The 23863-nt window shown below is 55.7% G+C and carries 23 protein-coding genes, 1 tRNA gene and 1 pseudogene; 14 read left to right on the top strand and 11 right to left on the bottom strand.

What is annotated here, in order from left to right; translation table 11 throughout:
* The first annotated feature begins 68 nt into the window (after positions 1 to 68).
* Positions 69 to 740, top strand: a complete 672-nt coding sequence (locus tag OLX72_RS01360) for an SDR family NAD(P)-dependent oxidoreductase (RefSeq protein ID WP_433989620.1) — start codon at positions 69 to 71, stop codon at positions 738 to 740.
* Positions 741 to 845: 105 nt separating this feature from the next.
* Here OLX72_RS01360 and OLX72_RS01355 read toward each other — a convergent pair whose 3' ends face one another.
* A complete protein-coding gene (locus OLX72_RS01355; RefSeq protein ID WP_433989619.1) occupies positions 846 to 1835 on the bottom strand; it encodes an aldo/keto reductase in 990 nt (329 codons plus the stop codon).
* 246 nt (positions 1836 to 2081) lie between these two features.
* Between OLX72_RS01355 and OLX72_RS01350 the strand changes: the two genes are divergently transcribed.
* On the top strand, positions 2082 to 2495 hold the full coding sequence (locus tag OLX72_RS01350) for a c-type cytochrome (RefSeq protein WP_433989618.1): 414 nt from the start codon (positions 2082 to 2084) through the stop codon (positions 2493 to 2495).
* A gap of 142 nt (positions 2496 to 2637) precedes the next feature.
* Here OLX72_RS01350 and OLX72_RS01345 read toward each other — a convergent pair whose 3' ends face one another.
* Both OLX72_RS01345 and OLX72_RS01340 read right to left on the bottom strand, forming a co-directional pair.
* A complete protein-coding gene (locus OLX72_RS01345; RefSeq protein ID WP_433989617.1) occupies positions 2638 to 3252 on the bottom strand; it encodes a cation transporter in 615 nt (204 codons plus the stop codon).
* 54 nt (positions 3253 to 3306) lie between these two features.
* The gene (locus OLX72_RS01340; RefSeq protein WP_433989616.1) at positions 3307 to 3660 is read right to left on the bottom strand and encodes a carboxymuconolactone decarboxylase family protein; all 354 of its coding nucleotides are present in this window, start codon (positions 3658 to 3660) and stop codon (positions 3307 to 3309) included.
* 184 nt (positions 3661 to 3844) lie between these two features.
* On the opposite strand from OLX72_RS01340, the gene OLX72_RS01335 reads away from it, so the two are divergent.
* Positions 3845 to 4279, top strand: coding sequence for a thioredoxin family protein (locus OLX72_RS01335; protein ID WP_368073733.1), 435 nt, complete (start codon positions 3845 to 3847; stop codon positions 4277 to 4279).
* A gap of 33 nt (positions 4280 to 4312) precedes the next feature.
* Here OLX72_RS01335 and OLX72_RS01330 read toward each other — a convergent pair whose 3' ends face one another.
* Complete coding sequence (locus tag OLX72_RS01330; protein ID WP_114869232.1) at positions 4313 to 4648, bottom strand: YegP family protein; 336 nt, start codon at positions 4646 to 4648, stop codon at positions 4313 to 4315.
* A 157-nt stretch (positions 4649 to 4805) separates the two neighbouring features.
* On the opposite strand from OLX72_RS01330, the gene OLX72_RS01325 reads away from it, so the two are divergent.
* A complete protein-coding gene (locus OLX72_RS01325) occupies positions 4806 to 5921 on the top strand; it encodes an NADH:flavin oxidoreductase/NADH oxidase (protein ID WP_114869233.1) in 1116 nt (371 codons plus the stop codon).
* Between the two features lie 214 nt (positions 5922 to 6135).
* Here the strand turns inward: OLX72_RS01325 and OLX72_RS01320 are convergent.
* A pseudogene (locus tag OLX72_RS01320) lies at positions 6136 to 6309 on the bottom strand (peptidoglycan-binding protein); the annotation flags it as partial.
* Between the two features lie 319 nt (positions 6310 to 6628).
* On the opposite strand from OLX72_RS01320, the gene OLX72_RS01315 reads away from it, so the two are divergent.
* From OLX72_RS01315 to OLX72_RS01295, 5 genes are all read left to right on the top strand, one after another.
* Positions 6629 to 7882 carry a cation:proton antiporter gene (locus OLX72_RS01315; RefSeq protein ID WP_433989615.1) on the top strand — a complete coding sequence of 418 codons (1254 nt, stop codon included), beginning with the start codon at positions 6629 to 6631 and terminating at the stop codon, positions 7880 to 7882.
* Positions 7883 to 7989: 107 nt separating this feature from the next.
* Positions 7990 to 8955: an ornithine cyclodeaminase family protein gene (locus tag OLX72_RS01310; RefSeq protein WP_433989614.1), complete on the top strand. Its 966-nt coding sequence runs from the start codon at positions 7990 to 7992 to the stop codon at positions 8953 to 8955.
* A 22-nt stretch (positions 8956 to 8977) separates the two neighbouring features.
* Positions 8978 to 9283 (top strand): DUF4389 domain-containing protein, encoded by a 306-nt coding sequence (locus tag OLX72_RS01305; RefSeq protein ID WP_433989613.1) that lies wholly within the window; start codon positions 8978 to 8980, stop codon positions 9281 to 9283.
* A gap of 34 nt (positions 9284 to 9317) precedes the next feature.
* The gene (locus OLX72_RS01300; protein ID WP_433989612.1) at positions 9318 to 10685 is read left to right on the top strand and encodes an exonuclease domain-containing protein; all 1368 of its coding nucleotides are present in this window, start codon (positions 9318 to 9320) and stop codon (positions 10683 to 10685) included.
* 137 nt (positions 10686 to 10822) lie between these two features.
* Complete coding sequence (locus OLX72_RS01295) at positions 10823 to 11200, top strand: hypothetical protein (protein WP_433989611.1); 378 nt, start codon at positions 10823 to 10825, stop codon at positions 11198 to 11200.
* A 32-nt stretch (positions 11201 to 11232) separates the two neighbouring features.
* Here the strand turns inward: OLX72_RS01295 and OLX72_RS01290 are convergent, their stop codons facing one another.
* On the bottom strand, positions 11233 to 12120 hold the full coding sequence (locus OLX72_RS01290; protein WP_433990423.1) for a DMT family transporter: 888 nt from the start codon (positions 12118 to 12120) through the stop codon (positions 11233 to 11235).
* Positions 12121 to 12504: 384 nt separating this feature from the next.
* Between OLX72_RS01290 and OLX72_RS01285 the strand changes: the two genes are divergently transcribed.
* The 3 genes from OLX72_RS01285 (at position 12505) to OLX72_RS01275 (ending at position 15570) form a co-directional block, all read left to right on the top strand.
* Positions 12505 to 12578: transfer RNA gene (locus OLX72_RS01285), tRNA-Gly, on the top strand.
* A gap of 349 nt (positions 12579 to 12927) precedes the next feature.
* Positions 12928 to 14739 carry an ABC transporter transmembrane domain-containing protein gene (locus OLX72_RS01280; protein ID WP_433989610.1) on the top strand — a complete coding sequence of 604 codons (1812 nt, stop codon included), beginning with the start codon at positions 12928 to 12930 and terminating at the stop codon, positions 14737 to 14739.
* A 111-nt stretch (positions 14740 to 14850) separates the two neighbouring features.
* On the top strand, positions 14851 to 15570 hold the full coding sequence (locus OLX72_RS01275) for an SDR family NAD(P)-dependent oxidoreductase (protein ID WP_114869237.1): 720 nt from the start codon (positions 14851 to 14853) through the stop codon (positions 15568 to 15570).
* On the opposite strand, the gene OLX72_RS01270 is transcribed toward OLX72_RS01275, so the two are convergent.
* Positions 15567 to 16325: an N-acyl homoserine lactonase family protein gene (locus tag OLX72_RS01270; RefSeq protein ID WP_114872110.1), complete on the bottom strand. Its 759-nt coding sequence runs from the start codon at positions 16323 to 16325 to the stop codon at positions 15567 to 15569. The two genes, OLX72_RS01275 and OLX72_RS01270, sit on opposite strands and share 4 nt — an antisense overlap.
* Positions 16326 to 16363: 38 nt before the next feature.
* Here OLX72_RS01270 and OLX72_RS01265 point away from each other — a divergent pair, with 38 nt between their 5' ends.
* Together OLX72_RS01265 and OLX72_RS01260 are read left to right on the top strand one after the other, a co-directional pair.
* A complete protein-coding gene (locus OLX72_RS01265; protein WP_114869238.1) occupies positions 16364 to 17488 on the top strand; it encodes a pyridoxal phosphate-dependent aminotransferase in 1125 nt (374 codons plus the stop codon).
* A 106-nt stretch (positions 17489 to 17594) separates the two neighbouring features.
* The gene (locus OLX72_RS01260; protein ID WP_433989609.1) at positions 17595 to 19478 is read left to right on the top strand and encodes an acyl-CoA synthetase; all 1884 of its coding nucleotides are present in this window, start codon (positions 17595 to 17597) and stop codon (positions 19476 to 19478) included.
* A 43-nt stretch (positions 19479 to 19521) separates the two neighbouring features.
* Here the strand turns inward: OLX72_RS01260 and OLX72_RS01255 are convergent, their stop codons facing one another.
* The 4 genes from OLX72_RS01255 to OLX72_RS01240 form a co-directional block, all read right to left on the bottom strand.
* Positions 19522 to 20358, bottom strand: a complete 837-nt coding sequence (locus tag OLX72_RS01255) for an alkaline phosphatase family protein (protein WP_114869240.1) — start codon at positions 20356 to 20358, stop codon at positions 19522 to 19524.
* A gap of 94 nt (positions 20359 to 20452) precedes the next feature.
* Positions 20453 to 22090, bottom strand: coding sequence for an ABC transporter ATP-binding protein (locus OLX72_RS01250; protein ID WP_433989608.1), 1638 nt, complete (start codon positions 22088 to 22090; stop codon positions 20453 to 20455).
* On the bottom strand, positions 22087 to 22902 hold the full coding sequence (locus OLX72_RS01245) for an ABC transporter permease (RefSeq protein WP_433989607.1): 816 nt from the start codon (positions 22900 to 22902) through the stop codon (positions 22087 to 22089). Before OLX72_RS01245 ends, OLX72_RS01250 begins: the two co-directional genes overlap by 4 nt.
* Positions 22899 to 23855, bottom strand: a complete 957-nt coding sequence (locus OLX72_RS01240; protein ID WP_114869243.1) for an ABC transporter permease — start codon at positions 23853 to 23855, stop codon at positions 22899 to 22901. The genes OLX72_RS01245 and OLX72_RS01240 overlap by 4 nt, the downstream gene beginning before the upstream one ends.
* Positions 23856 to 23863 lie beyond the last annotated feature (8 nt).

Here is a 23863-nt window from a genome sequence, read left to right as displayed (position 1 = left end):
TTATCCAAGCCTTGTAGAAAAAAACAGTATTCGTCAGCGGCGGCGCCTCAGGGATAGGGGCGGAGATCGTGACTGCATTTGCTGCACAGGGTTGCCGGGTCGGTTTTCTCGATCTCGATGGTGAAAAAAGCGCAACGCTCGCCACTAAAACACCAGGGGAAATTGCCTACGAGATTTGCGATTTGAGAGACGTTGACGCTTTGCGTGCCGCTTTCGAACTCTTGGCTTCACGACTTGGGCCAGCCTCGGTACTGGTCAACAACGCGGCGCGCGACGACCGGCACAACTGGACTGATGTGACCGCCGAATACTGGGACGAACGGATGCATACCAATCTGCGTCACATGTTCTTTGCAATCCAGTCCGTGGCGCCAGGTATGATCGAAGCAGGCGGTGGTTCGATCATCAACATGGGGTCGAATTCCTGGTGGGAGGCAGGCGGCGGGTTCTCCTCCTACGCCACTGCTAAGGCGGCGGTACATGGGTTGACCCGCACCATGGCCCGCGATCTGGGAGAACATCGCATACGGGTTAATACGGTAGTGCCCGGATGGATCATGACGGAAAGGCAAAAAGAACTGTGGGCGACGCCGGCGGCTTTGGAAAAACATCGTGCGCGGCAATGCCTGCCCGACCTGATTGATCCGGTTTATGTGGCACGCATGGTCGTGTTTCTGGCCTCTGACGACGCCGCCATGTGCACAGCGAACAATTATATGGTCGAGGCTGGATCAATCTGAGGCCGTTACAGGAACATGGCGCTCGAGCTTCGCTTGCGAAGGTCCGGTCGTGTTTGCCCCCGCGCCGAATGTGAATTTCGGATGCGGTGGTCTACAGGTTCTCGTTTAGCGGGACGGTACAGGCGCCTCTTGGTCAATCAGGCCTTTTGATTTTAACGTCGCCCAAAACTCCGTTGGAATTGGTGCTTTGAACCAGTCAATGATTTGCTCCAGTTCGCCCTTATCGCGTGGACCCGGTATCACACAACTGACGATATCATTCATCAGTGGGAACTGCAGCGCCGCGGCCGCCAGAGGAACAGAAAACGCGTCGGCGACGGCACCGAGCGCACGCGCCTTTTCTATGATTTCAGCGGGTGCCTTTGCGTAGTTCCACATGTCCCGACCCGCCAAAATGCCCGAATTGAAAGGGCCTCCGCAGATGATTGATGTCCCTACGGTACGACAGGCTGGGAAAAGCGTGTCGAGTGGCGTCTGCTCGAGCAATGTGTAACGTCCGGCCAATAGAAAAACGTCCCAGTTCCCTATATTTAAGGCATCCATGCAGGCTTCGTTCTCGTTCACACCCAGTCCAATTGCCTTGACGTCGCCTGCATTGCGCAACTCATCCATTGCGCGATAACCGCCTTGTTCCAAGTCTCGAAAGTGGCGCGCGTTTTCCTCTCCATGCTGAAAAGCGCCGATGTCGTGAGCAAAAAGGATATCAATCCTGTCGAGCCCGAGGCGCTGAAGATTGTCTTCGTAGGCGCGCATGATGCCATCATATCCGTAGTCATAAACAACATGGAACGGCAACGGATCAATCATGCCATAATCCATCGGGTTTGCGACCGCGCCAGGGTGGAGAAGTCTTCCGACTTTGTCAGAAAGTACATATTCCATGCCGCGCAGCATATCTCCCATGACACGCTCGGATCTTCCAAACCCATACCAAGGAGCGGTATCAAAATAGCCGATTCCAGCGTCTTTTGCAGCCTGTATCAAATCCGCGGCCTGCGCGTAATCAAGATCAACAAAATTACCTCCGAGTGGCGCGCCACCTAGTCCAAGCGTATCAATCGTAAGCCCTGTCTGACCTACCTGTCGTTTTTCCATTCTTGGCAACTCCCTGTTTAGTACCATTTGAAGCAGATATTTGACTATGCCACCAGTCGCCGCTTCGTTCTTCAGAGAAGTGGCTCACTCAAAGCGCTACGAACGGCGCTCAGCGAGAGCATTCCTCAAAGCGCGAAGGAAATAGATCAGAGGTCTAGGCTTGGAAATAGCCGCACTTGATCAGGATCAACGCGTTTGTTTCGCCATGGCTCTACCCTTGGTTAGGTTGTTGAAAGTAGGTCAAACGTGAAGCAACTAATGTTTCTTGTCCCATTTATTGCTCTGGGCTCTTCGCTGCACGCCGCCAGCACGGGGGAATCCCTATTTCAGGAAAACTGCATCTCCTGTCACGGCATCGCAGGGCAAGGTGATGGTCCAATTGCGAAGCAACTGAATACAGCTCCGACAGACCTGACCAAGATTTCTGCACGTCGTGACGGCGTGTGGCCGATGCTTGAGATGATGTCGATTATCGATGGCTATTCCCGAAACACAGTTCCGCGTGAAGAGATGCCGGTCTTCGAGAATTTTCTGGATAACGAGATGGTTGAATTCGACACAGGAAATGGTGAAGTCGTCCTTGCCCCAAGCAAGCTGATCGAAATTGTGGAATATCTAGAAACTCTACAGAATCCCGCGCCGACGCGCTATGTGCCCTGAGCGTCATATTTAACGTGTGCAACACGAACTTGCTTGCTCTCGAAACGACTTCAATGAAAGTCGTGACAAACAAAAGAGCTATTTTGTCCACGGCCCGCGCAATTGAAAATAGCGTCTACTGTTAAAAAGGTTAAATCCCTTCTTAGGCCTCTTGGTGCCGCTCTTCTAACGCTTGGCGGATGATCTGAAAGGATGACGACAGAAACAGACTTGCCATAATCGCCGCGACAATGAGATCTGGCCAACCCGAAGCAGTGGCCCAGACGCCCAAGGCCGCGATCATAACGGCAACATTACCAATCGCGTCATTTCGCGAACAAAGCCAGACCGAGCGCACGTTGGCGTCACCGTCCTTGTAGCTGACGAGAAGAAACACACTCGCCAGATTGGTAGCCAAGGCCAGCGCAGCGACGACGCCCATGATCTCAGCTTCTGGAACGCCTACGAAGAAGACTCGATAAACGGTTGATCCAAACACCCATGCTCCCATCAAAAAGAGGCTGATGCCCTTGGCCAAGGCTGCAGCCGTGCGAGCCCGGATCGACGCGCCGATGACAGCCAATGAAATGCCGTATGTCAGCGCGTCTCCGAAGAAATCCAGTGCGTCGGCTTGAAGCGCTTGCGACTTAGCCAGATGACCGGCCGTCATCTCGACCACAAACATCGATGCGTTCAACGCGATGACAATCCACAGCCGCCGTTTGTATTCGTCTGAAACGCCATCAAATTTATCATTATCTCCGCAACAGCCGGACATTGAATTTCCTCTTAGAAAGGGCGCCAGTTGAGCAACGGTAGTATGTCCTTGCGCCTAGGATTGCTCGCCGTCAAATTGTTCCCATGCATCAAGTGCTTGAGCCGCATACATCAAAGAAGGTCCACCTCCCATGTAGATTGTGACCGCCAGCATTTCTTCGAATTCCTGGCGTGAAGCACCCAGCTTTATCAAAGTTTTTGTATGAAATCCGATACAGCCGTCACATCTCAAGGCGATCGCAATGCCCATGGCAATGAGTTCTTTGGTTTTCTCTTCAAGGGCGCCAGCGGAACACGCGCCTTGCGCCATTTGTGAGAAACCTGTCATTGTTTCAGGGACTTCCTTGCGCAAAACAGCGATTTGTTTGGATATCCCGTTTGTCAGATCTGGATACGATGTAAGGCTCATTGTGCGTCCTCCAATTGTTTACCTAATGCTGGATGGCCTGACAGATTTGGCGTGTTTGTCCATGATTTCGGTCAAAGCACGAACTTTTCCCCGCGAATTTAGTGCGGTTGATCAGGTACGATGGGATTTGTGAGGTTCAAAATTGGCGGTATGAATTGGTTAGCTCAACCAGATGGGGGTATATATGGCATTTAAGTTGGCGTGTCTGGCATGCGGACAGGGTAATCGGGTTGCGGATGACAAGCTGGGCGCGGGCCCAAAGTGCGGCACTTGTGGTGCGAAACTTGTCAAAGGTGAACCCACAGAGATTTCTCTAGACACCTTGAAAAAAGCCCAGGCGCTCGACGAATTGCCGCTTGTCGTTGATCTTTGGGCAGCATGGTGCGGGCCGTGCCGGATGATGGCGCCGGAATTCGCAAAAGCGGCGAAAACTCTGGAGGGCAAAGCCCGGTTTGCCAAACTGGATACAGAAGCTTACCCACAAGCCAGCCAACGCTACGGGGTTCGTGGCATTCCGCTGTTGATCGCCTTCAGCGAAGGTCGCGAAACAAAACGACATTCTGGCGCGATTTCAGCCCCGCAAATCGTATCTTGGCTGTCCAATGCCGCAGGTGCTTAGACTTGTCCGAAAAAGGCAAAAACGATTATGAGGTTAAGCTGTTTGGTCATCCAATCGTGCCTCGGGGGCGTTTTTTTGCACTGATGCAATACCGTTATCGCGCGCCGCTTTACTGCTGTAGACTTCTGAGGTGCCGATGACCTGGCCATTGGATGCTTTGAGATTGAACATCGGCTTTCCGGATGTGGTGTCTTTTCGCTCAAAGCGGTCATCGATGGTCGCGTTTTTACGGACAGAGTCGACCCCATTCAGTGCGCTCGCTTTTTGCTTGTAGCCTTCGCTCGCCAAGATGATCTCGCCATTGCCAGCCTTCAGGCGAAAGCGATACTCTCCTGCCTTATCTTCGAAAAGTTCAAATTTACCAGCCATTTTTGTCTCCAGATATCCAACTTCATTAAGCGTTAATGTGTGTTGAAATTGCGTGTCATGGCAAGTCGCGGATGACAACCTTGGAAAACCTGCTCATTTACGGGCAGAAAGGGTAAGTTGACTTGAATGCCAGCTTATAAACAAAGGAGTAGCGTACATGAGTATCCTTTTTGAACACCTCGCGCTTGGTAAGTTGCAACTGAAAAACCGGATCGTCATCGCGCCGATGTGCGAGTACTCCGCGATCGATGGCAATGCACAAGATTGGCACATGATCCACCTCGGGAGCTTGGCTCTGTCCGGTGCTGGTCTTTTGATCCTTGAAGCAACAGCGGTATCACCCGAAGGGCGTATTTCGCCGGGTGATCTTGGCCTGTATTGCGACAACAATGAGCAGGCTCTTGGACGGGTTCTGGAGGCGATCCGCAAATACTCAAACATTCCTTTGGCGATTCAGCTCGGTCATGCAGGGCGTAAAGGATCGAGCCATGTCCCTTGGGATGGCGGTGCGCAGATTATGCCCGACGCACCGGGAGGTTGGAAAACATTAGCGCCCTCAGCAATGCCGCACGCAGAGGGAGAGGACGTTCCGAGGCAACTTGATGAAGGCGAACTGCTAAAGATCAAAAATGATTTTGTGCTGGCGGCGCAGCGTGCGGAGCGATTGGGCCTTGAGGGCATAGAGATTCACATGGCGCATGGTTATTTGCTGCACCAATTCCTGTCACCGCTCTCCAATATCCGCACTGACGCATTTGGTGGAAACCTTGAAAACCGCATGCGTTTCCCGATCGAGATCTTTGATGCGGTCAAATCCGCAGTTTCAGAAGACATGCCTGTCTGGGTGCGTGTATCTGCCACGGACTGGGTGCCGGGTGGATGGGATGTGGAGAGTACTGTGGCGCTCTCCAGGATATTGAAGGGACGTGGTTGTGCAGCGATCCATGTGAGCTCCGGAGGAGTTTCCCCAAAACAGGAAATCAAACTTGCACCGGGTTATCAGGTCTCCTTTGCGCAACGCCTCAAAACTGAAATTGGCCTCCCGACAATTGCCGTAGGCCTGATAACTGAAGCCGCTCAAGCTGAAGAGATACTGCAAAAGGGTCAGGCGGATGCTATCGCTCTGGCGCGAGGCATGCTCTACAATCCGCGATGGCCTTGGCATGCAGCGGCTGAACTTGGTGCGCAAGTCAACGTGCCTGAGCAATATTGGCGATGCCAGCCAAATGAATTCCGAAATCTGTTCAGGGGCATGAAAATTGGACATCGATGACTGGCCTGAAGAGTTGAAGTTGCCGCCAATTTCCACTCGGGATTTACCCTCGTACAATTGGCAAGCGCCATTTGTACGAAAGCATTGCGCAGGAGGGCGCCGATGAACGAAGTGTTATCTCCCCCCTTAACGTCGCATACCAATTGTTTGTCTTAGACACCTACACTTGCGAAGCAAAATATGTGAGCACTCTCGTTGTTGAATTGCTTTGCGATCATTTCAAATCCAAGCCCCTTGCCGGGAAACAGGTTGCGCGTTGACCCTTCGCCTCCTGCCATCGCCCGACCGACCGTCTGGTTTTATATCCGGGCAATCCGTCCACGCCGCCTACATCGTGGCCTTCAGCCACCAAGGTCTTTTGCATCGCCGCGATGTCAGAGCGGTACACGCTCTTCGCTCACACGACGCGCAGCCACACACCGGAAAGCCCCCGCTACCGTATCCACATCCTTCTGTCGTCAGCCTGCCACCGGGACCAGTACAATGCCCTGTCGCGGATCGTGGCCGAGAAGCTGGACCCTGATCTCAAGTGGACAGATAGGTTACCCGAAATTGTCGTTGCGACCATGTTTGAAACCAGATTGGCATTTTCAAAGCCTTCTGCTGCTTAGCGGAACAACATGAGGACATCCCGATCTCGATCCTGCGGTGGATTGGTGATCGCAGGTGACGGTGCTATCAACATTCACAGCTTGGATAGGACTGCCATGTCAATTCTTCAGATCGCATCACTCCTTATCGTGCTGGCAGGAGCCTTCGGAGCAATAAACTATCTGTTCCTGAAGCTGCCATCAGCGATCGGAATCCTTGTTGTGGCGCTGGTCGCTTCTTTCGCAGTCATTGCCACGGATGCGCTCTTTCCAATTCTGACAGTTGAGGAGCAAATCCGCGCTCAGGTGCTCGAACTCGAGTTCTCAGAGGCGCTGTTGGAAGGCATGCTGGGCCTCCTGCTGTTTGCTGGTGCTTTGCACGTCAAACTGTCCGATTTGCGCAAGGCTTGGCTGGTCATTTTTCTGATGGCGACGATCGGCGTGGGGGTTTCAACGGCTATTGTTGGTTTTGGCTTTAGCTGGATCACAGGGATGCCTTTAATGGTCGCACTGGTCTTTGGTGCACTGATCTCGCCGACCGATCCGGTTGCGGTGCTTGGTGTGCTTAGGGAAGCCGATCTGCCGAAGTCGCTTGAAACCAAAATTGCCGGGGAAAGCCTCTTTAACGATGGGGTCGGCTATGTCGTCTTCCTCGTGCTTGTTGGATTTGCCTTTCCGACTGGGGGCGGCCATGGGTCCAGCCTTACCGATGCCGGGGTATTGTTTCTTCAAGAAGCGTTGGGCGGGGCGATCCTTGGATTGGTCCTCGGCTGGCTGACCTTTAGGGTCATGCGACGGATCGATGATTATTCGTTGGAAGTGCTGATCACCCTCGGCCTTGCCTTTGGAGGCTATGAGTTGGCTGTGTGGCTTCATGTCTCTGCACCGATCATGGCAGTCTGCGCGGGGCTTCTCATTGGCGACATTGGGTCCAAACATGGCATGTCTGAAGAAACCCGACAGTACGTTGAAGCCTTCTGGAAGTTGGTAGATGAAATCCTGAACGCTGTATTGTTCCTTATGATTGGATTTGAGGTCTTCGCGATTGCGTTTGAAATGGACCTCCTCATCGCGGGATTCATGGCCATTGGGCTTGCACTCGTCGCGCGGCTTGCCGCAGTTGCCGTCCCGGTGCTGATCCTGAAGCCCTTTCGTACCTTCAGTAGGGGCGTTATCCCGATTATGACGTGGGGTGGGCTTAAGGGCGGCATTTCCGTCGCACTGGCGTTGTCTTTGCCGGACAGCGAGTGGAAGCCACTCATCCTGACCGTCACTTACATCGTGGTGATCTTCTCAATCATTGTGCAGGGACTTACCGTAACACGCCTTGCAGAACGGGTCGGGCGGGCGCCAGAGTTGCCCGGAAACTGACGAATGTTTATGAAATGTGGTTTTCGCGGTGCTCGTTGGTTGTGTTACCAACCAGGAGCGAAAAATAACTTGGTTTGCAACGTTCAGATATTTGAGGAATTGAAGCGATGATTCATACAGGCGGCGACTTCATTTTTCTTTCAGACGAAGTGCTGGAGAAACTGAACATCTCTCCGACAGAAGTCGCCGACGCAATTGAGGCGGCTCTGGTAGCAAAGGCAGAGGGTCGCCTTCATACCTCGCCTAAAACCGCTATCCTGCCAGGCCGTGCACGCTACATGATGTCGACGCTGGCGGTTGGAGATGATGGTTTCATCGTCGTCAAGCAGGTCAGTCTTTGCCCTGAAAATCCGGAACGCAACCTTCCGGCCATTAATGGTGCGATCATGGTGCTGGACGCTGAAACGGGTCTGCTGCGGGCCGTTGTTGGCGCGAACTGGATTACCGCGGTACGTACAGCGGCCTTATCGGCTGTAGCAGCCCGTCGTCTCGCAGATCCAGCTTCAGGGACACTGGCGTTCGTTGGGGCTGGCGTGCAGGCTCATTCGCACCTTGCCGCTTTTGCCGAGTTGTTCCCTTTAAAGCGTATTTGTGTCTCGGGGCGCGGGCAGGCGAATATCGAAAAGCTTTGTCAGAAAGCCAGGGGTATGGGACTGCATGCCGAGGCCAGCGCCAGCCCGCAGGCCGCTTTGCGCGATGCAGATGTTGTCGTGACATCGATCAATCTGGACTTTTCCATCAAGCCATTTCTGGATGCGCGATGGCTGAAGAAGAACGCTTTTGCCGCAATAACCGACGCCTGCATTCCTTGGATCCCGGAAGGGATGGAAGCTTTCACCACTGTGGTTGTCGATGATCTCACGCAGGAATCCGAAAGCGAGAATCCGATGCTGCCTTACGAGCAAATAACCGATGATTTGACAGGATTGGTTGCTGGCAAGGTTTCTGAACAAAGCTTCGGAACGCCGTCAGCATTTGCCTTTCGAGGGATAGCCCTAGGAGACTACGCGGCCGCGGTTTTAGCGGTACAACGGGCAGAATCCGCAGGGGTCGGACAACGCATCACGCCGTGAAGTGAGAGATTTTGGAGAAAAAATGAGCAAGAATGACGATAAAATAGAAGGCCGCTTGCATGGGGAGCAGTTCGAGCCTGAGCAGCCTGACAATATGCTCTTACGGCTTGTTTACATGCTGATTATTGCCGTCATGATCTCGCTTGCGCAAACGGTGCTTGGCGTTGCAACGATCATTCAATTTGTAATTATGCTGGTGAACAACCAGCAGCCAAACGAACGCCTGACGGACTTTGGTACGGATCTAGGAATTTGGGTGGCAAAGGCGGCAAGGTACCAAACAGCTGCAAGCAATGTGAAGCCTTGGCCGTGGACCGAACTGGACTGATTTATTCACTAGTCTGGTAAGAGAATGAGACGCCATGTTTGCTTTCTACGATTTTGAAACCACCGGAACCTCGCCTGCGTTTGACCAGCCGATCCAGTTTGCAGCAATTCTGACTGATGATGATTTCGATCAGATTGAACGGGTGAACATCCGATGCAGGTTGTCGCCGCACATTCTACCAGCGCCCTGGGCGATGGCAGTGACCGGTGTGACACCAGAGGAATTGGAAGACCCCGGCTTGCCTTCCTGGTTTGACTTCTCACACCAGATTAGCGCGCTGATTAAACGGTGGGCGCCAGCGACCTGGACCGGGTACAACAGCATCGCCTTTGATGAAGAGTTCCTCCGGCAGTCATTTTACCAAAACCTGCACCCAAACATTTACCAGACCCAGTTCAATCACAATGACCGGCTGGACCTGATGAAGGTGATCTATGCCGTCTGGGATAGGGCCCAAAGTGCGCTCGAATGGCCGCTAGATGACAATGGACGGATTAGCTTCAAGCTGGATCGCCTTGCCCCGGCGAACGGGTTTACGGCGCACAACGCGCATGACGCACTTGGTGATGTCGAAGCCACCATCTACGTGACGACCCTCATTCGCGATCGTGCTCCCGCGGTCTGGGCCAGGTGTCTCCGGAACAGGGACAAGCATGCAGTCGCTGACACTCTGCAAAGCGGGCACCCAGTGCAGCTGGTCGAGCGGTTTGGGGCAGCGCCGCCGCGGCCTTTTGTTGGCGTTTACGCAGGGACAAACACGCAAAATAAAAACGCGATGGGATTCCTGGATCTGGATGCCACCAATGTGTCTGAGATCGTTGACGCGGATGATGACGCATTGAGGAACGCCGTTTCTAGCACTCCGAAGCTGATACGTTCTGTTTCCATCAACAAGGCGCCTAATGTCTTTCCAATTACAAACCCGGAGGTTGAGCATATCGCAGCCGCCAAATTGGTTGCCGCGCGCCCGGATTTTCTTGAACGCGTGGGTCAGGCGCTCGCGGACCGATTTGCCGATCGGGAAGAACCGGTGGATGTCGAAAAACAGATTTACGGCGGCTTCTACAGCGCGGCTGACAAACACATTCTCCTAGAGTTTGAACATGTCGGCTGGCGTCACCGTAGTGAACTGTTCGCGAAACTTGAAGATCACCGGCTCCGCCAGCTTGGTCAGCGATTGATATATTGGAATGCGCCTGCGCTCGTGTCTGAGCACTACGCCGCGGCAGCACAGGAGGCGATCCGGGACCGCTGGCTCAGCAATGATCCTGATGTGTTTTGGATGACTAAAGCAGAGGTGGAAAAGCAGCTTAGCGAAATTTCCGCTTCAAAAATCATGACCCAGGTAGAGTTGGATAGGCTCAACCAGTATTATTCTGACAAGATTTCTTCATTGGGTTGAGACGCAATAATGTGGACCATTAGGCAACACTTCCCCGCATTTTAAACGGAAATTGTTAAATTACATCACGTTAGCTTTGAAATCTCGCGCAGGTTGTGAGTTACTATCCTTTGGGGGCGGCACAACGGGACAGAAACGTGGAAGACGGCGGACGCCCAGAAGCTTCAAGCGCGGAGGCACTCATCAAAAGATGCGTGTCTGTTGATCTTGAGGTGGATCCGAAGACGAATAGGATCCAAAGCTTTGCGGGCGTGCGCAGCGGCTTTGATCGTGCATTTGTGTACACTCGTGGCGACCTTAGTCAGGCTCTGGACTCGTTGGACGCGTTTGCCGAGACCGCTGAGTTTGTTCTTGCACACAACCTGATCGCCTTCGACGCCAAGCAGCTCGAGGCCGCAAAGCCTGATCTCCAGCTTCTCAAAAAGCCGATGATCGACACGCTTTGGCTCAACCCTCTTGCCTTCCCTCGGAACCCATATGCGGGTCGCGACCGCAGCATTCGGTGGGTAGGATGAGGGTCCGCAAAGGGCCGTCAACGGCCCAAATCTCAAATCGGCGGGGCTGCGCGCTCGGTGATCAGAGCCTTCGCGGTGACCCTTTCACGGTGTATCATGTAGAGGCCCGCGCCAATGATAATAACAATCCCAATCAAGCTGAGGACGTTGGGGAAATCGCCAAAGACCAAATACCCAAAGAAGGTTGCGACCGGTAATTCAAAATACTGAAGTGGGGCCAAGGTAGCAGATGGTGCAAGCGACAAAGCGTAAGTCATCATCATGTGGCTTAAGGTTGCGAAAAAGCCGACACCCAATAGCCATAGCCAGACGATACCGGACGGCCAAACCGGATCAAGCAAGGGAGAACCACCACCTTGCGCGAGCACCATAACCGGCAGGCAAAACAGACTTGCTATCAAGCCAGTATAGAATTGCAATGTCACGGGATGAGCCTTGCGAGATAACCCACGGGTCACGAGGATATAGAATGCGAAGGCAACCGCGGTGCCAACCGGAAACAAGGCCACAGCACCAAATGCTGCAAAGCTGGGTTGGATCACGAATAGGACGCCTACAAACCCTACCAAGGCCGCTGCAACACGACGCGGACCGACGTCTTCACCCAGATAGAATTTACCCGCCAGCAGCACGATAAATGGCGCAACGAAAACAATGGCGAGTGCATCGGCAAGTGGCATGATGCGGATAGCGGCAATGAAACAGAAAGTCGCGACGAGCAGGAACGCCGCACGGGAAAACACCGCGAGCCACAGCCCGCGTGGCAAACGCAAGGAGAGGTTTAGCATCCAAATGAAGGGTGCCATCAGTATGCACTGAACGACGAACCGCACTGTTGTGATTTGCCCGACAGGAATGCTGGCTGAAGCAAGTTTGGCGGCCACATCGAGCAAGGGCGCAGTCAAGCAAAACCCAAGCATCAGCGCCACGCCCGGAAGGACGCGGTCTGTTGCAGATCGGGAAGGTGCGAGTGTGCTCATCGCGATACATAAGTACATGAATGAACTCCCGTCTATACTCCGTGCGCCGCCGAATGTCGGATTTCATGGCTGAACAGCCTTTGGTCCAAAACCAGATTTTATATTCCAATTGGAATGAGGACTGCGAAATTCCGCGTTGTGTGGATCTCATCGGGTCAAGATTGTGCTGTCGTAGCGAATGTTTGCTGTTCGGGCGGTACCGCAGTCAATCGCAGTTGGCCGGCTTTTCGCCGAGAGACGCATTTATCTAGGACACTTGATGCACTCTTCGAGTTGTTGCACTTGACGCTTACACAGCTATGAAATACTACCTAAATCCGTTGAGCGGGCGTTGTGTAGTGGTAAGACCTTAGCCTTCCAAGCTAATGACGCGGGTTCGATTCCCGCCGCCCGCTCCAGAAATCCATTTCCTACAAAATACCTGCAAAGTTTTGTGATCGTTTCCGACAAGCTACCTACAAAATTATATTTTTTCTGATTTGAACGTTTGTCTTCCAAGCTAATGACGCGGGTTCGATTCCCGCCGCCCGCTCCAGGCTTTCTCAAGGCATACTTTACCGAGAACCAGACACGGGGATCAACTGCTTTTCAGTGCGAAAACGTGGTTGCGAATTGCATCTTTCGGGTGCCGGTTTTGGCCGTGATGCCGGAACAGCGGCTTTGATCGATCTTCGATTGTGGCAACTGGCCGCTTGACCCGACCTGTGTTGCCCGCCAATAGGAATGCGCAAAAGCATGAGGATGCAAATGGCAACCCAACAGGCCCCAATACGCGCCACCCGTTCGGCCAAGGAAGACCGGGAGAAATCCAAGAAAGTCGGGGCGCTGGCTGCGTTGTGGCCCTTTGTTGCGCCTTATCGGGTTCTGATGGTCATGGCCGGTCTTGCCCTGATGCTGACGGCGATGGTGTCTTTGACACTGCCTTTGGCGGTGCGTCGGGTGGTGGACAATTTCAATACAAAAGACGGCGCATTGCTGGATCTGTATTTTGTCGCGGCCATCGTGATTGCCGGGCTTTTGGCAGTTGGCACCGGCTTGCGCTATGCGTTGGTCACGCGTCTGGGGGAACGCGTGGTCGTGGATATCCGCAAGGCCGTGTTTGATCGCGTCATCGGCATGAGCCCCGCGTTTTACGAAAAGATCATGACCGGAGAAGTGCTGAGCCGTATCACCACCGATACGACATTGATCCAGTCTGTCATCGGGTCTTCCATTTCGATTGCGCTGCGCAACGTCCTGATCTTTCTGGGTGGTCTGGCGCTAATGTTGCTGACCTCCGCCAAGCTGACCATGCTGGTGTTGTTGATCGTGCCGGCAGTGGTGGTGCCGATCCTTGTTCTGGGGCGCCGTCTTCGGGTGCTCAGCCGCGAAAACCAGGACTGGATTGCCGCATCAAGCGGCAACGCGTCCGAAGCGCTGACAGCGGTTCAGACGGTGCAGGCCTTTACCCACGAAGACGTCAGCCGCCGCGAATTTTCGGACGTGACCGAAAAAAGCTTTGATGCGGCCCGACGCCGTATCTGGGTGCGGGCGGTGATGACCGTTATCGTGATCTTTCTGGTGTTCACGGGCGTTGTCGGGGTTCTGTGGATCGGCGCGATAGACGTGCGCAACGATGCGATGAGTGCGGGTGCGCTGGTGCAATTCGTGATCTATTCGGTGATGGTGGCTGGCGCGGTCGCGGCCCTGTCCGAAATCTGGGGCGAATTGCAGCGCGCTGCGGGCGCGACCGAGCGGTTGATTGAACTGCTTCAGACGGTTGATGCGGTTCAGGACCCGGAAACACCTGCCACGCTGGCCCGGCCGGTGCGCGGTGAAATCGTTTTTGATAATGTAACCTTCCGCTATCCCGCGCGGCCCGCGATTGCGGCGCTGGATGATGTCAGCCTGACAATTGCGCCCGGTGAAACCGTGGCCTTTGTCGGGCCGTCCGGCGCGGGCAAAACCACCATTATCCAGATGATCCTGCGCTTTTACGATCCCGACTCGGGTGAGGTGCGTCTTGACGGTGTGCCGCTTCACACCATGGCGCGCGATGTCTTTCGCCAGTCGATCGCCACGGTGCCGCAGGATCCCGTGATTTTTGCCGCCTCGGCGCGGGATAACATTCGGTTCGGGCGTCCGGGGGCCAGTGACGCGGATGTCGAACGCGCGGCCAGGGCCGCCGCCGCGCACGAATTCATCAGCGCCCTTCCGGATGGCTATGACAGCTATGTCGGAGAGCGTGGCGTGATGCTGTCGGGCGGGCAGAAGCAACGGGTTGCGATTGCACGGGCGATTTTGCGCGACGCGCCTGTGCTGCTGCTGGACGAGGCCACCAGCGCGCTGGACGCCGAAAGCGAACGCGCAGTGCAGCACGCTGTTGATGCACTCAGCCAGGGGCGTACCACGCTGATTGTGGCACACCGGCTGGCCACGGTGAAAAAAGCCGACCGGATCGTGGTGCTGGAAGAAGGCCGTATTGTCGCGATGGGCGCGCATGATGAACTGGTCGCGGATGGCGGGCTTTATGCGCGACTGGCGCGGTTGCAGTTCACCGATGGGGTCGCTGCCGAATAACTCCGCCCGCGACAATGTCAGGGCGATGATGATCAGCCAGTTATCCGGCGCGCGCGGTTGTGCCGCTCAACCCCTGTGCTAGCCTGCGGCAAAGAACAAAGGAAACAGGGTATGCGAAGAAAAGCTGTAGTTACAGGCGCCGCCGGTGGATTGGGGCAGGCCATTTCCGCGCGGCTGGTCGCGGACGGGTTTCATGTGACGGGGTTGGACAAGGATGCCGCCGGTCTTGCGCAGGTCGCGGCGGATCTGGGGGCCAGTTTCCAGCCGCTCACGCTTGATCTGACCGACGCTGCGGCCATTGCCGACGCTTTTGCAGAAATCGGCGGGATCGATGCGCTGGTGAACAATGCCGGCACCTGCTTCATGTCGGATTTCCCCGACATTCCAGCGGCTGAGTTTGATGCGCAGATGGCAATCAATTTTTCATCCGCGTTCCACTGTTGCCAGCAGGCAATTAAGGCGATGCAGGGGCGCACAGGCGTGCGCAAGATCGTCAATATTTCGTCCAACGGGGCGTATAATTTCGATGTGTTCGATCCGCCCCATTACCGCGCCAGCAAGGCGGCGATGGACACGCTGACCAAGGACCTGGCGCGCCGTTACGCCAGTGACAGGATCGCGGTCAATTCCATCGCGCCCGCAATGACGCAAACGCCGCTGTTCGGCGTCCTGTCGCAAGAGGTTCTGGACAAGGCGATTGCAGCGATGCCGCATGGCCGCGCAATGCAGCCCAGCGAAATCGCCGACTGGGTCGGATTTCTGATTTCACCGATGGGCGACATCTGCTCGGGGAATGTGATTATTCTTAATCAGGGACGCGATGTGCGTTAGGTATAGGCCTCGGGCGCTTTTTTCAGACTTGGCCATTGTTCGGGGGAATGTCCGAAAATGATCATGGCGCCGCGATCCACAGCCAGGTCCATCAAACGTGCGCCGTGGTGTCTGGCCAGACTTTCGTTCCACGACCCGGCAAATTTTTCGTCGATTTCTTCGGCGCGTGATATGGCATCCGATGTCAGCAGCACAGCACCTGTATCTGGCAGATTGATCAGCATGGCCAGTTGCCCCGGTGCATGGCCCGGCACGTGCAGAACCTGAAACCCGGGGCCTATCCTGCTGTCATCCGTGATCAGGTGATAGGTGCGGTCCGGCCAGTCGATCGGGCGCACATCCCCCCAGTAAAGCGGCTTTTCAAGGTCGCGCTCGGCCTCAGACATCAGAATGGGGACATCGGGAAAATCATGCAGCCCGCCGACATGATCGATATGGGTGTGGGTTTGGATCATCAGGCTGATCTGATCCGGGCTGACACCGGCGCGCGCCAGTTGCGCTCTGGGCAGATTGTCCGGGCCACATTCCAGAACCTCGCCGAAACTGCCCAAACCGTCTTCAGCGGTCGCGGCGGCCGCATCCTGCGCGTATTTGGCCGGAAAACCGGTGTCGATCAGCACGTATTCATCTTCGCTGGTGCGGATCAGAAAGCCGCAGATGCCGATCACGCGGCCATTGGCATGTACCTTGAACAACCCGTAATCAAGAACATGCAATGAAACCGGGTGTCCCCGCAGTAAATTGGCGTTAGTCATGGACACATCCTTTTGCGGCATTCCAAGGTGCAGTAACAATGAAAGTCAAGATACACACACTGTTCCAGTACCTGCTGGAAACCACAACCGGTGATCCCGAAGCCATTGTGGGGCTGTCGCTTTCGCGTTCGCCACGTCTGGGCGATTTTCTGGATGATCTGGATCCCGACCTGTCGCTGGACTGGAACCAGAAATCGTTTCGCGGCCTGCCGGCTTTGCGCGAACGGGTGTTGGGGCAGGCGGGTCTTGCCGCTGATCTAACCCCCGATGATGTCCTGATCACCGCAGGCACGGCCGAGGCGAATTATCTTGCATTCATGCAATTGGTGCAGCCCGGCGACGAGGTGGTCGTGGAACAACCCGGATGGCCACAGGCCGAGGTGTTGGCCAAGGCGGTTGGTGCGCGGATCGTGCCGGTTGTGCGGCGCGAAGAAGACGGCTGGCAATTGCCGCTGGACAGGCTGGAACAGGCGGTGAGTGCGAAAACCCGGCTGATTTTCCTGACCAACCCCAACAACCCGACGGGCCAGTTGATGGACGCCCCGACGCTGGACCAGATTGTGCGCATCGCCGACCGTGTCGGCGCGTGGCTGCTGGTGGACGAAGTCTATGCCGGTCTGGAATGGCAGGGCGCGCGGGCGCCGTCTGTTGCGGGGCTTTATCCGCGTGGCATCACCACAGGCAGCGTATCCAAGGCGCTGGGCCTTCAGGGGTTGCGCACAGGGTGGCTGATCTGTCCTGATCCTGATCTGGTGATGGACGCGATTATCCTGCGCGAAAACAGCAGCGAGATCATGAACGTTCTGGGCGAACATATCGCGGAGATTGCGTTGCGCCCAGATCGTTACGATGCCGCGATTGCCACCGCGCGCCGCGAGGGGTGTGAAAATCTGGCGCGGGTAAATGTATTCGTCGCGCAACAACCGCGGCTCAGCTGGCACCCGCCCGAAGCGGGGTTGATCGGGCTGGCCCGTTTTACCGATGGAACGGATTGTGATGCCTTTGCCAAATCGTTGCTGGACGCGCCCTACCGCACCTTTCTGTTGCCCGGCAGCAGCTATGGTTTGCCCCATCATATCCGCCTGGGCGTCGGCGGCGGTGCCGAGGTGAACCTTGATCTGGGTCTGGAACGTTTGGCCCAACTGCTTGCGGCAGAATTGTAACGTGGCGTCCAAGCCTCGTGTAACGCTTGCTTTGGGGGGCAAACGCAATCATTTTAACGCGAAGTGAACAAAACAGCCTGAAATCGGGCATCTGGGAGGATTACATATGGCATTTGCAGGGTTTGCAGATCGCGACGCGCTTGAAAACGAAATGCCATGGGAAAAGCGGGACGTCGCAGTCACGCTTTACGGCATGCTAAGCGGGACAGCACAGAAGTTTCCTGACAACAATGCTGTCAGTTATCAAATTCTGTCCGGCCCCACGGACAAGGCCGAAACCCTGACATGGCGCGACCTGCACACCAAGGTGACGCAGGCGGCCAACATGTTCCGCGCGATGGGTATCGGGCCGAACGACGTGATCGCCTATATCCTGCCCAATTGCCACGAAACCACGATCACGCTGCTGGGCGGTGCGACAGCCGGCATCGTCAACCCGATCAACCCGTTGCTGGAACCCGAACAGATTTCGGCGATCCTGCGTGAAACCAAGGCCAAGGTCGTGGTCACGCTGAAACCGTTTCCCAAAACCGATGTGGCGCAGAAAACCCGCGAGGCGGTCGAACACGCGCCCAATGTCAAAACGGTACTGGAAGTCGATCTGAACCGGTACCTGACCCCGCCCAAAAGCTGGATCGTGCCGCTGATCCGGCCCAAGCATCAGGGGAACACCCACGCAGATTACAAGAACTTTCTGGCGGAACTCTCCAAACACAACACGACGCTGGATTTCGAAGATGTGCAACAGGACAGGGTGGCCTGCTATTTTCACACCGGTGGCACCACCGGCATGCCCAAAGTGGCGCAGCACAAGTATTCCGGCCTGATCTATAACGGCTGGCTTGGCCATACGCTGCTGTTTTCCGAACAGGATAACATCATGTGCCCGCTGCCGTTGTTCCACGTTTTTGCCTGCCACGTCATCCTGATGGCAGCGGTGTCCAGCGGTGCGCACGTGGTATTCCCGACACCCCAGGGCTATCGCGGCGAAGGCGTGTTCGATAACTTCTGGAAACTTGTCGAACGCTGGAAAATCACTTTTATCATCACGGTGCCCACCGCGATTTCCGCCAAAATGCAGCGCCCGGTGAATGCGGATGTCAGCACGGTTAAAACCGCGTTTTCCGGATCGGCGCCTTTGCCGCTGGAACTGTTCCGCCGCTTCGAAGAAGCGACCGGCGTCACCATCGTCGAAGGCTATGGCCTGACCGAAGCAACCTGTCTTGTGTCTTGCAATCCGACCGATGGATTGAAGAAAGTCGGATCGATCGGGATCCCGCTGCCCTACACGGACGTGAAGATCATCAAAGGCACGCCCAACGGGCTGCTTGAGGCCGATGTCGATGAAATCGGCGAGATCTGCATTTCCAACCCCGGAGTTTTTGCAGGACATACATATACCGAGGCGGAAAAGAACATTGATCTGTTTTACGGTGACAAATATCTGCGCACAGGCGATCTGGGGCGGGTGGACGAAGACGGTTATCTTTGGATAACCGGGCGCGCCAAGGATCTGATCATTCGCGGCGGCCACAACATTGATCCGGCCGAGATCGAAGAGGCCCTGTTGGGCCATTCTGCGGTCGCCTTTGCCGGTGCCATCGGACAACCAGATGCCCATTCCGGCGAATTGCCTTGTGCCTTTGTCGAACTGGTTGGCGGCGCCAGCGTGACCCCGGAAGAGTTGATGCAGCATTGCAAAGTGCATGTTCACGAACGCGCGGCACAGCCAAAACACATCACCATTCTGGATGAATTGCCCAAAACCGCCGTTGGCAAGGTGTTCAAGCCGGACCTGCGCAAGAACGCGATCACCCGTATCTACAACGAAGCGTTGGAAAAGGCCGGTGTTTCGGCGCGTGTCGTGTCAGTCATTGACGACAAGAAACGCGGACTGGTTGCACAGATCGACAAATCCGCCAGCGCGGAAGAAGCCGAGATTAACACCGTTCTGGGGGCATTTACGCGACCCTGGGAATGGGCAGCCTGATCCACGCAAAGGGCGGGCGGTTATGCGCCCGCCACCGATTGTGTTATTTCAGAAACGGTTTGGCCTTCATGGTGTCGGGCACAGGTGCGCCCAGCCGCCGAAGAATCGTGGGGGCCAGCTGCAACTGATCGATAACAGTACTTTTGTTTGGCCCTTCGGCATCGCCAAAATAGTAAAGAGCCGATTCCTGCTGTAGCGCGGATCGCCCGCCATGGTGGCCACGTTCGTCCTGACCATGATCGGCGGTCACGATCACTTCATATCCTGCATCACGCCATTTCGGAATGAACGGCGCCAGCATTTCATCCATCATAAAACACGCATGATCCATTTCATCGCATTCGTGATGAAACCGGTGCCCCATGGAATCCAGCGTGCAGGTGTGCAGCATGCCATAGGTCAGATCAAACCGCTGGCACAGATTGGTCAGGCTGGCAAAAAGGTCCAGATCGCAGGGGGTCATCTGGTTGTCATGGCCATAGCCCGTCATGGTGTGGAACCGCCCGTGATTGATGGTTGCACTGTCCGGTTCGTCATATTCCACGTCGCGCACGTGATCGAACGGGTGGCGGTTGAAGAACTCGGACCAGAACGAATGTGCGACAGCGCCGGTTGTGCCGCCAGCGGCGCGCACCTGACTGAAAATATCGGGCTGTTTCAGGCGGAACACGTTGCCATTGCCTGTACACCCATGCACTTGCGGGGATACGCCGGTGTGGATCGACGCATAGCAACTGGCCGATGTGGATGGTAAAACGGCGCGATGCGTCCACACGCGGGCATCGCCGCTGTCGACCCAGCCTTCCAGATTGCCAAACAGACGCCGCCAGTTGCGATAGGGCACTCCGTCGATGATGATCAGCAATAGTTTTGTGGTCATGGCGCTCTCCGGTCTGGTGTTGCGCCGGACCCTGCCGCATCTTTACAAGCTTGCCAATGTAAAAAGGCGGGCGGGATCGCCCGCCCTGTAACCCCTAGTTTCCCGCGCTTTCCATCTTGCGATGTTCGATCACTTCTTCCAGCCAGCCCAGTTTCATTTCGGGGACCGATGTGAGCAAAAGATCAGTGTAATCGTCAAACGGCGGTGACAGCACCTTGGATTTGGTTCCGTAGCGCTGCACATGCCCTTGATACATCACGGCAATCGAATCCGCGATGGCGCGGACAGTGGCCAGATCATGGGTGATGAACAGATAGGCCACATCTTCGATCTTTTGCAGGTTCAGCAGCAATTTCAGAATGCCGTCCGCCACCAGCGGATCCAGCGCCGATGTCACCTCGTCACAGATGATCAGTTTGGGTTTGGCCGCCAGCGCGCGCGCGATGCACACCCGTTGCTTTTGCCCGCCGGACAATTCTGCGGGATAGCGATCCTGAAATCCTTGCCCCAGTTCAATTTCGTCCAGCAATTCCTGTATGCGCTTCTGCTTTTCCGCGCCTTTCAGCCCAAAGTAGAACTCCAGCGGACGCCCGATGATCGTTCCGACCGTCTGGCGCGGGTTCATCGCCGTGTCCGCCATCTGATAGATCATCTGCAATTCGCGCAGGTCTTCCTTGGTGCGACTGCGCAGATCAGGGCTTAGCGTTCGGCCGGAAAACTCAATGGTGCCTTCGCGGGGCGGCAGCAGGCCGGTGATCACACGGGCAAGGGTGGATTTGCCCGATCCGCTTTCGCCGACAACGGCCAGGGTCTGGCCGGGATCAAGATCAACCGTGACGTTGTGCAGAACATCAAAGGGCGTTCCGCGATAGCGCGCGGTGATCCCGGTCACGCTCAACACCGGATCGCCACTGGGTTTCTTTTCCTCGTGTTCGATCGAACGCACCGATACCAGCGCTTTGGTATAGTCTTCTTTCGGCGCGTTGATGATCTGGTCGGTGGTGCCGTATTCCACCATATCGCCCATTTGCAGCACCATGATATGGTCGCTGACCTGCGCCACGACGGCCAGATCGTGGGTGATGTACAGCGCGGCAACGCCGGTGTCCTTGATCGCCTCTTTGATGGCTTTCAGAACGTCGATCTGGGTGGTCACATCCAGCGCGGTGGTGGGTTCGTCAAACACCACCAGATCGGGTTCGGGGCACAGCGCCAGCGCTGTCATGCAGCGCTGCAACTGCCCGCCGGAAACCTGATGCGGATAGCGGTTGCCGATGTGTTCGGGATCCGGCAGACCCAGCTTGCGAAACAGTTCGACAGCGCGTTCCTCGGCTTCTTTCTTGCCGAACTTGCCCTGACTGATCGCGGCCTCTGTGACCTGTTCCATGATCTGCTTGGCCGGATTGAACGACGCGGCGGCAGATTGCGAAACATAGGTCACTTCCGACCCGCGCAGTTTGCGCACATCGCGAATGCCGGATTTCAGGATATCGCGCCCGTTCACGAACACTTCGCCACCGGTGATTTCCACACCACCCCGCCCATAGGCCATCGTGGCCAGACCGATGGTGGATTTGCCGGCACCGGATTCGCCGATTAGCCCCAGAACCTTGCCCGCTTCCAGATCGAAATCGACGCCATGCACGATTTCGATGTCACGCGGTTTTTCCCCTGGGGGAAAGATCGTGGCGCCGATTTTCAGGCCTCGGACTTTTACGAGTGGCTCGGTCATCCGCGGCCCCCTTTCAGGCTGGTGGTCCGGTTCAGAATCCAGTCGGCCACAAGGTTGACCGAGATGGCCAGCGTGGCAATCGCAACCGCAGGATAAAGCGCCGCGCCAATGCCAAAGTTGATCCCTTCCTTGTTCTCTTTCACGATACCGCCCCAATCGGCCGCAGGGGGTTGCACCCCGATGCCCAAGAACGACAGTGTCGAGATGAACAGTACCATAAAGATGAACCGCAGCCCCATTTCCGCCACCAGCGGTGACAGGGCATTGGGCAGGATTTCACGAAAGATGATCCACATCAGTTTTTCGCCACGCAGGCGCGCGGCCTCGACATAATCCATAACGGTGATATCCACGGCGACAGCGCGCGCCAGCCGGAACACCCGAGTGGAATCCAGAAGCCCCATGATCAGGATCAGTACCAGCAAGGTGGTGTCGATGACCGACAGCACCACAAGGGCAAAGATCAGCGACGGAATGGACATGATCAGATCGACAAAGCGCGACAGCACCTGATCGATCCAGCCGCCGTTCACCGCCGCGATAAAGCCCAGTACCGATCCTGTGACAAAGCTAAGGATAGTGGCCATCGTGGCGATCCAGATGGTTGTGCGCCCGCCATAGATCATACGGCTTAGCAGATCGCGGCCGATCTGGTCGGTGCCCAGCAAATGTTCGGCCGAAGACGGCTCCCAGACATCGCCGACAACTTCGGCAAGGCCATAGGGCGCGATCAGCGGCGCGAAAATCGCCATGAGGAAGTAAAGACCGGTGAAAAACAGACCGATGATAGCGGCAAGAGGTATATTCTTCATTTCGGATGCCTCAGACGTGGATTGGCAAGGATCGAAACGATATCGGCAATCATGTTCAGCCCGATATAGACCGCGGCAAAGATCAACCCGCCGGCCTGCACAACAGGCACGTCGCGTTTGGAAACGTGATCCACCAGATACTGCCCCATGCCTGGATAGGCGAACACCACCTCGACCACGACAACGCCGACAACCAGATAGGCAAGGTTGATCATCACCACGTTGACAATGGGGGCGACAGCATTGGGAAACGCATGGCGGCGGATCACTTCAAAGGCCGACAGACCTTTGAGTTCGGCGGTTTCGATATAGGCCGACTGCATCACGTTCAGGATGGCGGCGCGGGTCATGCGCATCATGTGTGCCAGCACCACCAGCGTCAGCGTGGCAATGGGCAGGGAAATGGCATGAAGTTTTTCAAGCAGGCCCATACTGTCCGATATCAGCGCGACAGACGGCGCCCAGCCCAGTTTCACGCCGATAAAAAAGGCTAGGATATAGCCGATCATGAATTCGGGTATGGAAATGGATGTCAGCGTAATGCTGGAAATCAACTTGTCTGGCCAGCGGTCCTTGTAGCGGACCGCGATCAGGCCCAGCAAAATCGCCAGTGGCACCGCGATAATGGCGGCCCAGAATGCCAGAAACAATGTCTTGCTCAGCCGTTCACCCATGGCGGTGGCGATATCAAGACCATTGGTCAGGGCCGTTCCCAGATCGCCCTGCAACACCCCGCCCAGCCAAGCAAAATAACGGGTCAATGGCGGGTCGTTCAGGCCCAGTTCTTCGCGCAGGTTGGCAAGGCTCTCAGGGGTTGCCGACTGACCAAGGATTTGTTGCGCCACATCGCCGGGTAGAATGGTTGTTCCGGCAAATATCAGAACCGATGCGGCAAGTAATAGGAGGACGCTCAGCGCAAGGCGCTGAGCTACCAGTTTCAAGATGGGATGCATCTATCGAA

The sequence above is a fragment of the Sulfitobacter sp. TBRI5 genome (genome assembly GCF_051013555.1).
Lineage (GTDB): Bacteria > Pseudomonadota > Alphaproteobacteria > Rhodobacterales > Rhodobacteraceae > JL08.
Note: the sequence above shows the minus strand (reverse complement) of the source record. Positions and strands in the feature narration are given on the sequence as shown.

What these genes read in the sequence shown, in the direction of transcription:
- OLX72_RS01355 (WP_433989619.1), bottom strand. Translation starts at nt 1,835, where the DNA reads ATGGAAAAACGACAGGTAGGTCAGACAGGGCTTACGATTGATACGCTT.
- OLX72_RS01345 (WP_433989617.1), bottom strand. Translation starts at nt 3,252, where the DNA reads ATGTCCGGCTGTTGCGGAGATAATGATAAATTTGATGGCGTTTCAGAC.
- OLX72_RS01340 (WP_433989616.1), bottom strand. Translation starts at nt 3,660, where the DNA reads ATGAGCCTTACATCGTATCCAGATCTGACAAACGGGATATCCAAACAA.
- OLX72_RS01335 (WP_368073733.1), top strand. Translation starts at nt 3,845, where the DNA reads ATGGCATTTAAGTTGGCGTGTCTGGCATGCGGACAGGGTAATCGGGTT.
- OLX72_RS01330 (WP_114869232.1), bottom strand. Translation starts at nt 4,648, where the DNA reads ATGGCTGGTAAATTTGAACTTTTCGAAGATAAGGCAGGAGAGTATCGC.
- OLX72_RS01325 (WP_114869233.1), top strand. Translation starts at nt 4,806, where the DNA reads ATGAGTATCCTTTTTGAACACCTCGCGCTTGGTAAGTTGCAACTGAAA.
- OLX72_RS01315 (WP_433989615.1), top strand. Translation starts at nt 6,629, where the DNA reads ATGTCAATTCTTCAGATCGCATCACTCCTTATCGTGCTGGCAGGAGCC.
- OLX72_RS01310 (WP_433989614.1), top strand. Translation starts at nt 7,990, where the DNA reads ATGATTCATACAGGCGGCGACTTCATTTTTCTTTCAGACGAAGTGCTG.
- OLX72_RS01305 (WP_433989613.1), top strand. Translation starts at nt 8,978, where the DNA reads ATGAGCAAGAATGACGATAAAATAGAAGGCCGCTTGCATGGGGAGCAG.
- OLX72_RS01300 (WP_433989612.1), top strand. Translation starts at nt 9,318, where the DNA reads ATGTTTGCTTTCTACGATTTTGAAACCACCGGAACCTCGCCTGCGTTT.
- OLX72_RS01290 (WP_433990423.1), bottom strand. Translation starts at nt 12,120, where the DNA reads ATGCTTGGGTTTTGCTTGACTGCGCCCTTGCTCGATGTGGCCGCCAAA.
- OLX72_RS01280 (WP_433989610.1), top strand. Translation starts at nt 12,928, where the DNA reads ATGGCAACCCAACAGGCCCCAATACGCGCCACCCGTTCGGCCAAGGAA.
- OLX72_RS01275 (WP_114869237.1), top strand. Translation starts at nt 14,851, where the DNA reads ATGCGAAGAAAAGCTGTAGTTACAGGCGCCGCCGGTGGATTGGGGCAG.
- OLX72_RS01270 (WP_114872110.1), bottom strand. Translation starts at nt 16,325, where the DNA reads ATGACTAACGCCAATTTACTGCGGGGACACCCGGTTTCATTGCATGTT.
- OLX72_RS01265 (WP_114869238.1), top strand. Translation starts at nt 16,364, where the DNA reads ATGAAAGTCAAGATACACACACTGTTCCAGTACCTGCTGGAAACCACA.
- OLX72_RS01260 (WP_433989609.1), top strand. Translation starts at nt 17,595, where the DNA reads ATGGCATTTGCAGGGTTTGCAGATCGCGACGCGCTTGAAAACGAAATG.
- OLX72_RS01255 (WP_114869240.1), bottom strand. Translation starts at nt 20,358, where the DNA reads ATGACCACAAAACTATTGCTGATCATCATCGACGGAGTGCCCTATCGC.
- OLX72_RS01250 (WP_433989608.1), bottom strand. Translation starts at nt 22,090, where the DNA reads ATGACCGAGCCACTCGTAAAAGTCCGAGGCCTGAAAATCGGCGCCACG.
- OLX72_RS01245 (WP_433989607.1), bottom strand. Translation starts at nt 22,902, where the DNA reads ATGAAGAATATACCTCTTGCCGCTATCATCGGTCTGTTTTTCACCGGT.
- OLX72_RS01240 (WP_114869243.1), bottom strand. Translation starts at nt 23,855, where the DNA reads ATGCATCCCATCTTGAAACTGGTAGCTCAGCGCCTTGCGCTGAGCGTC.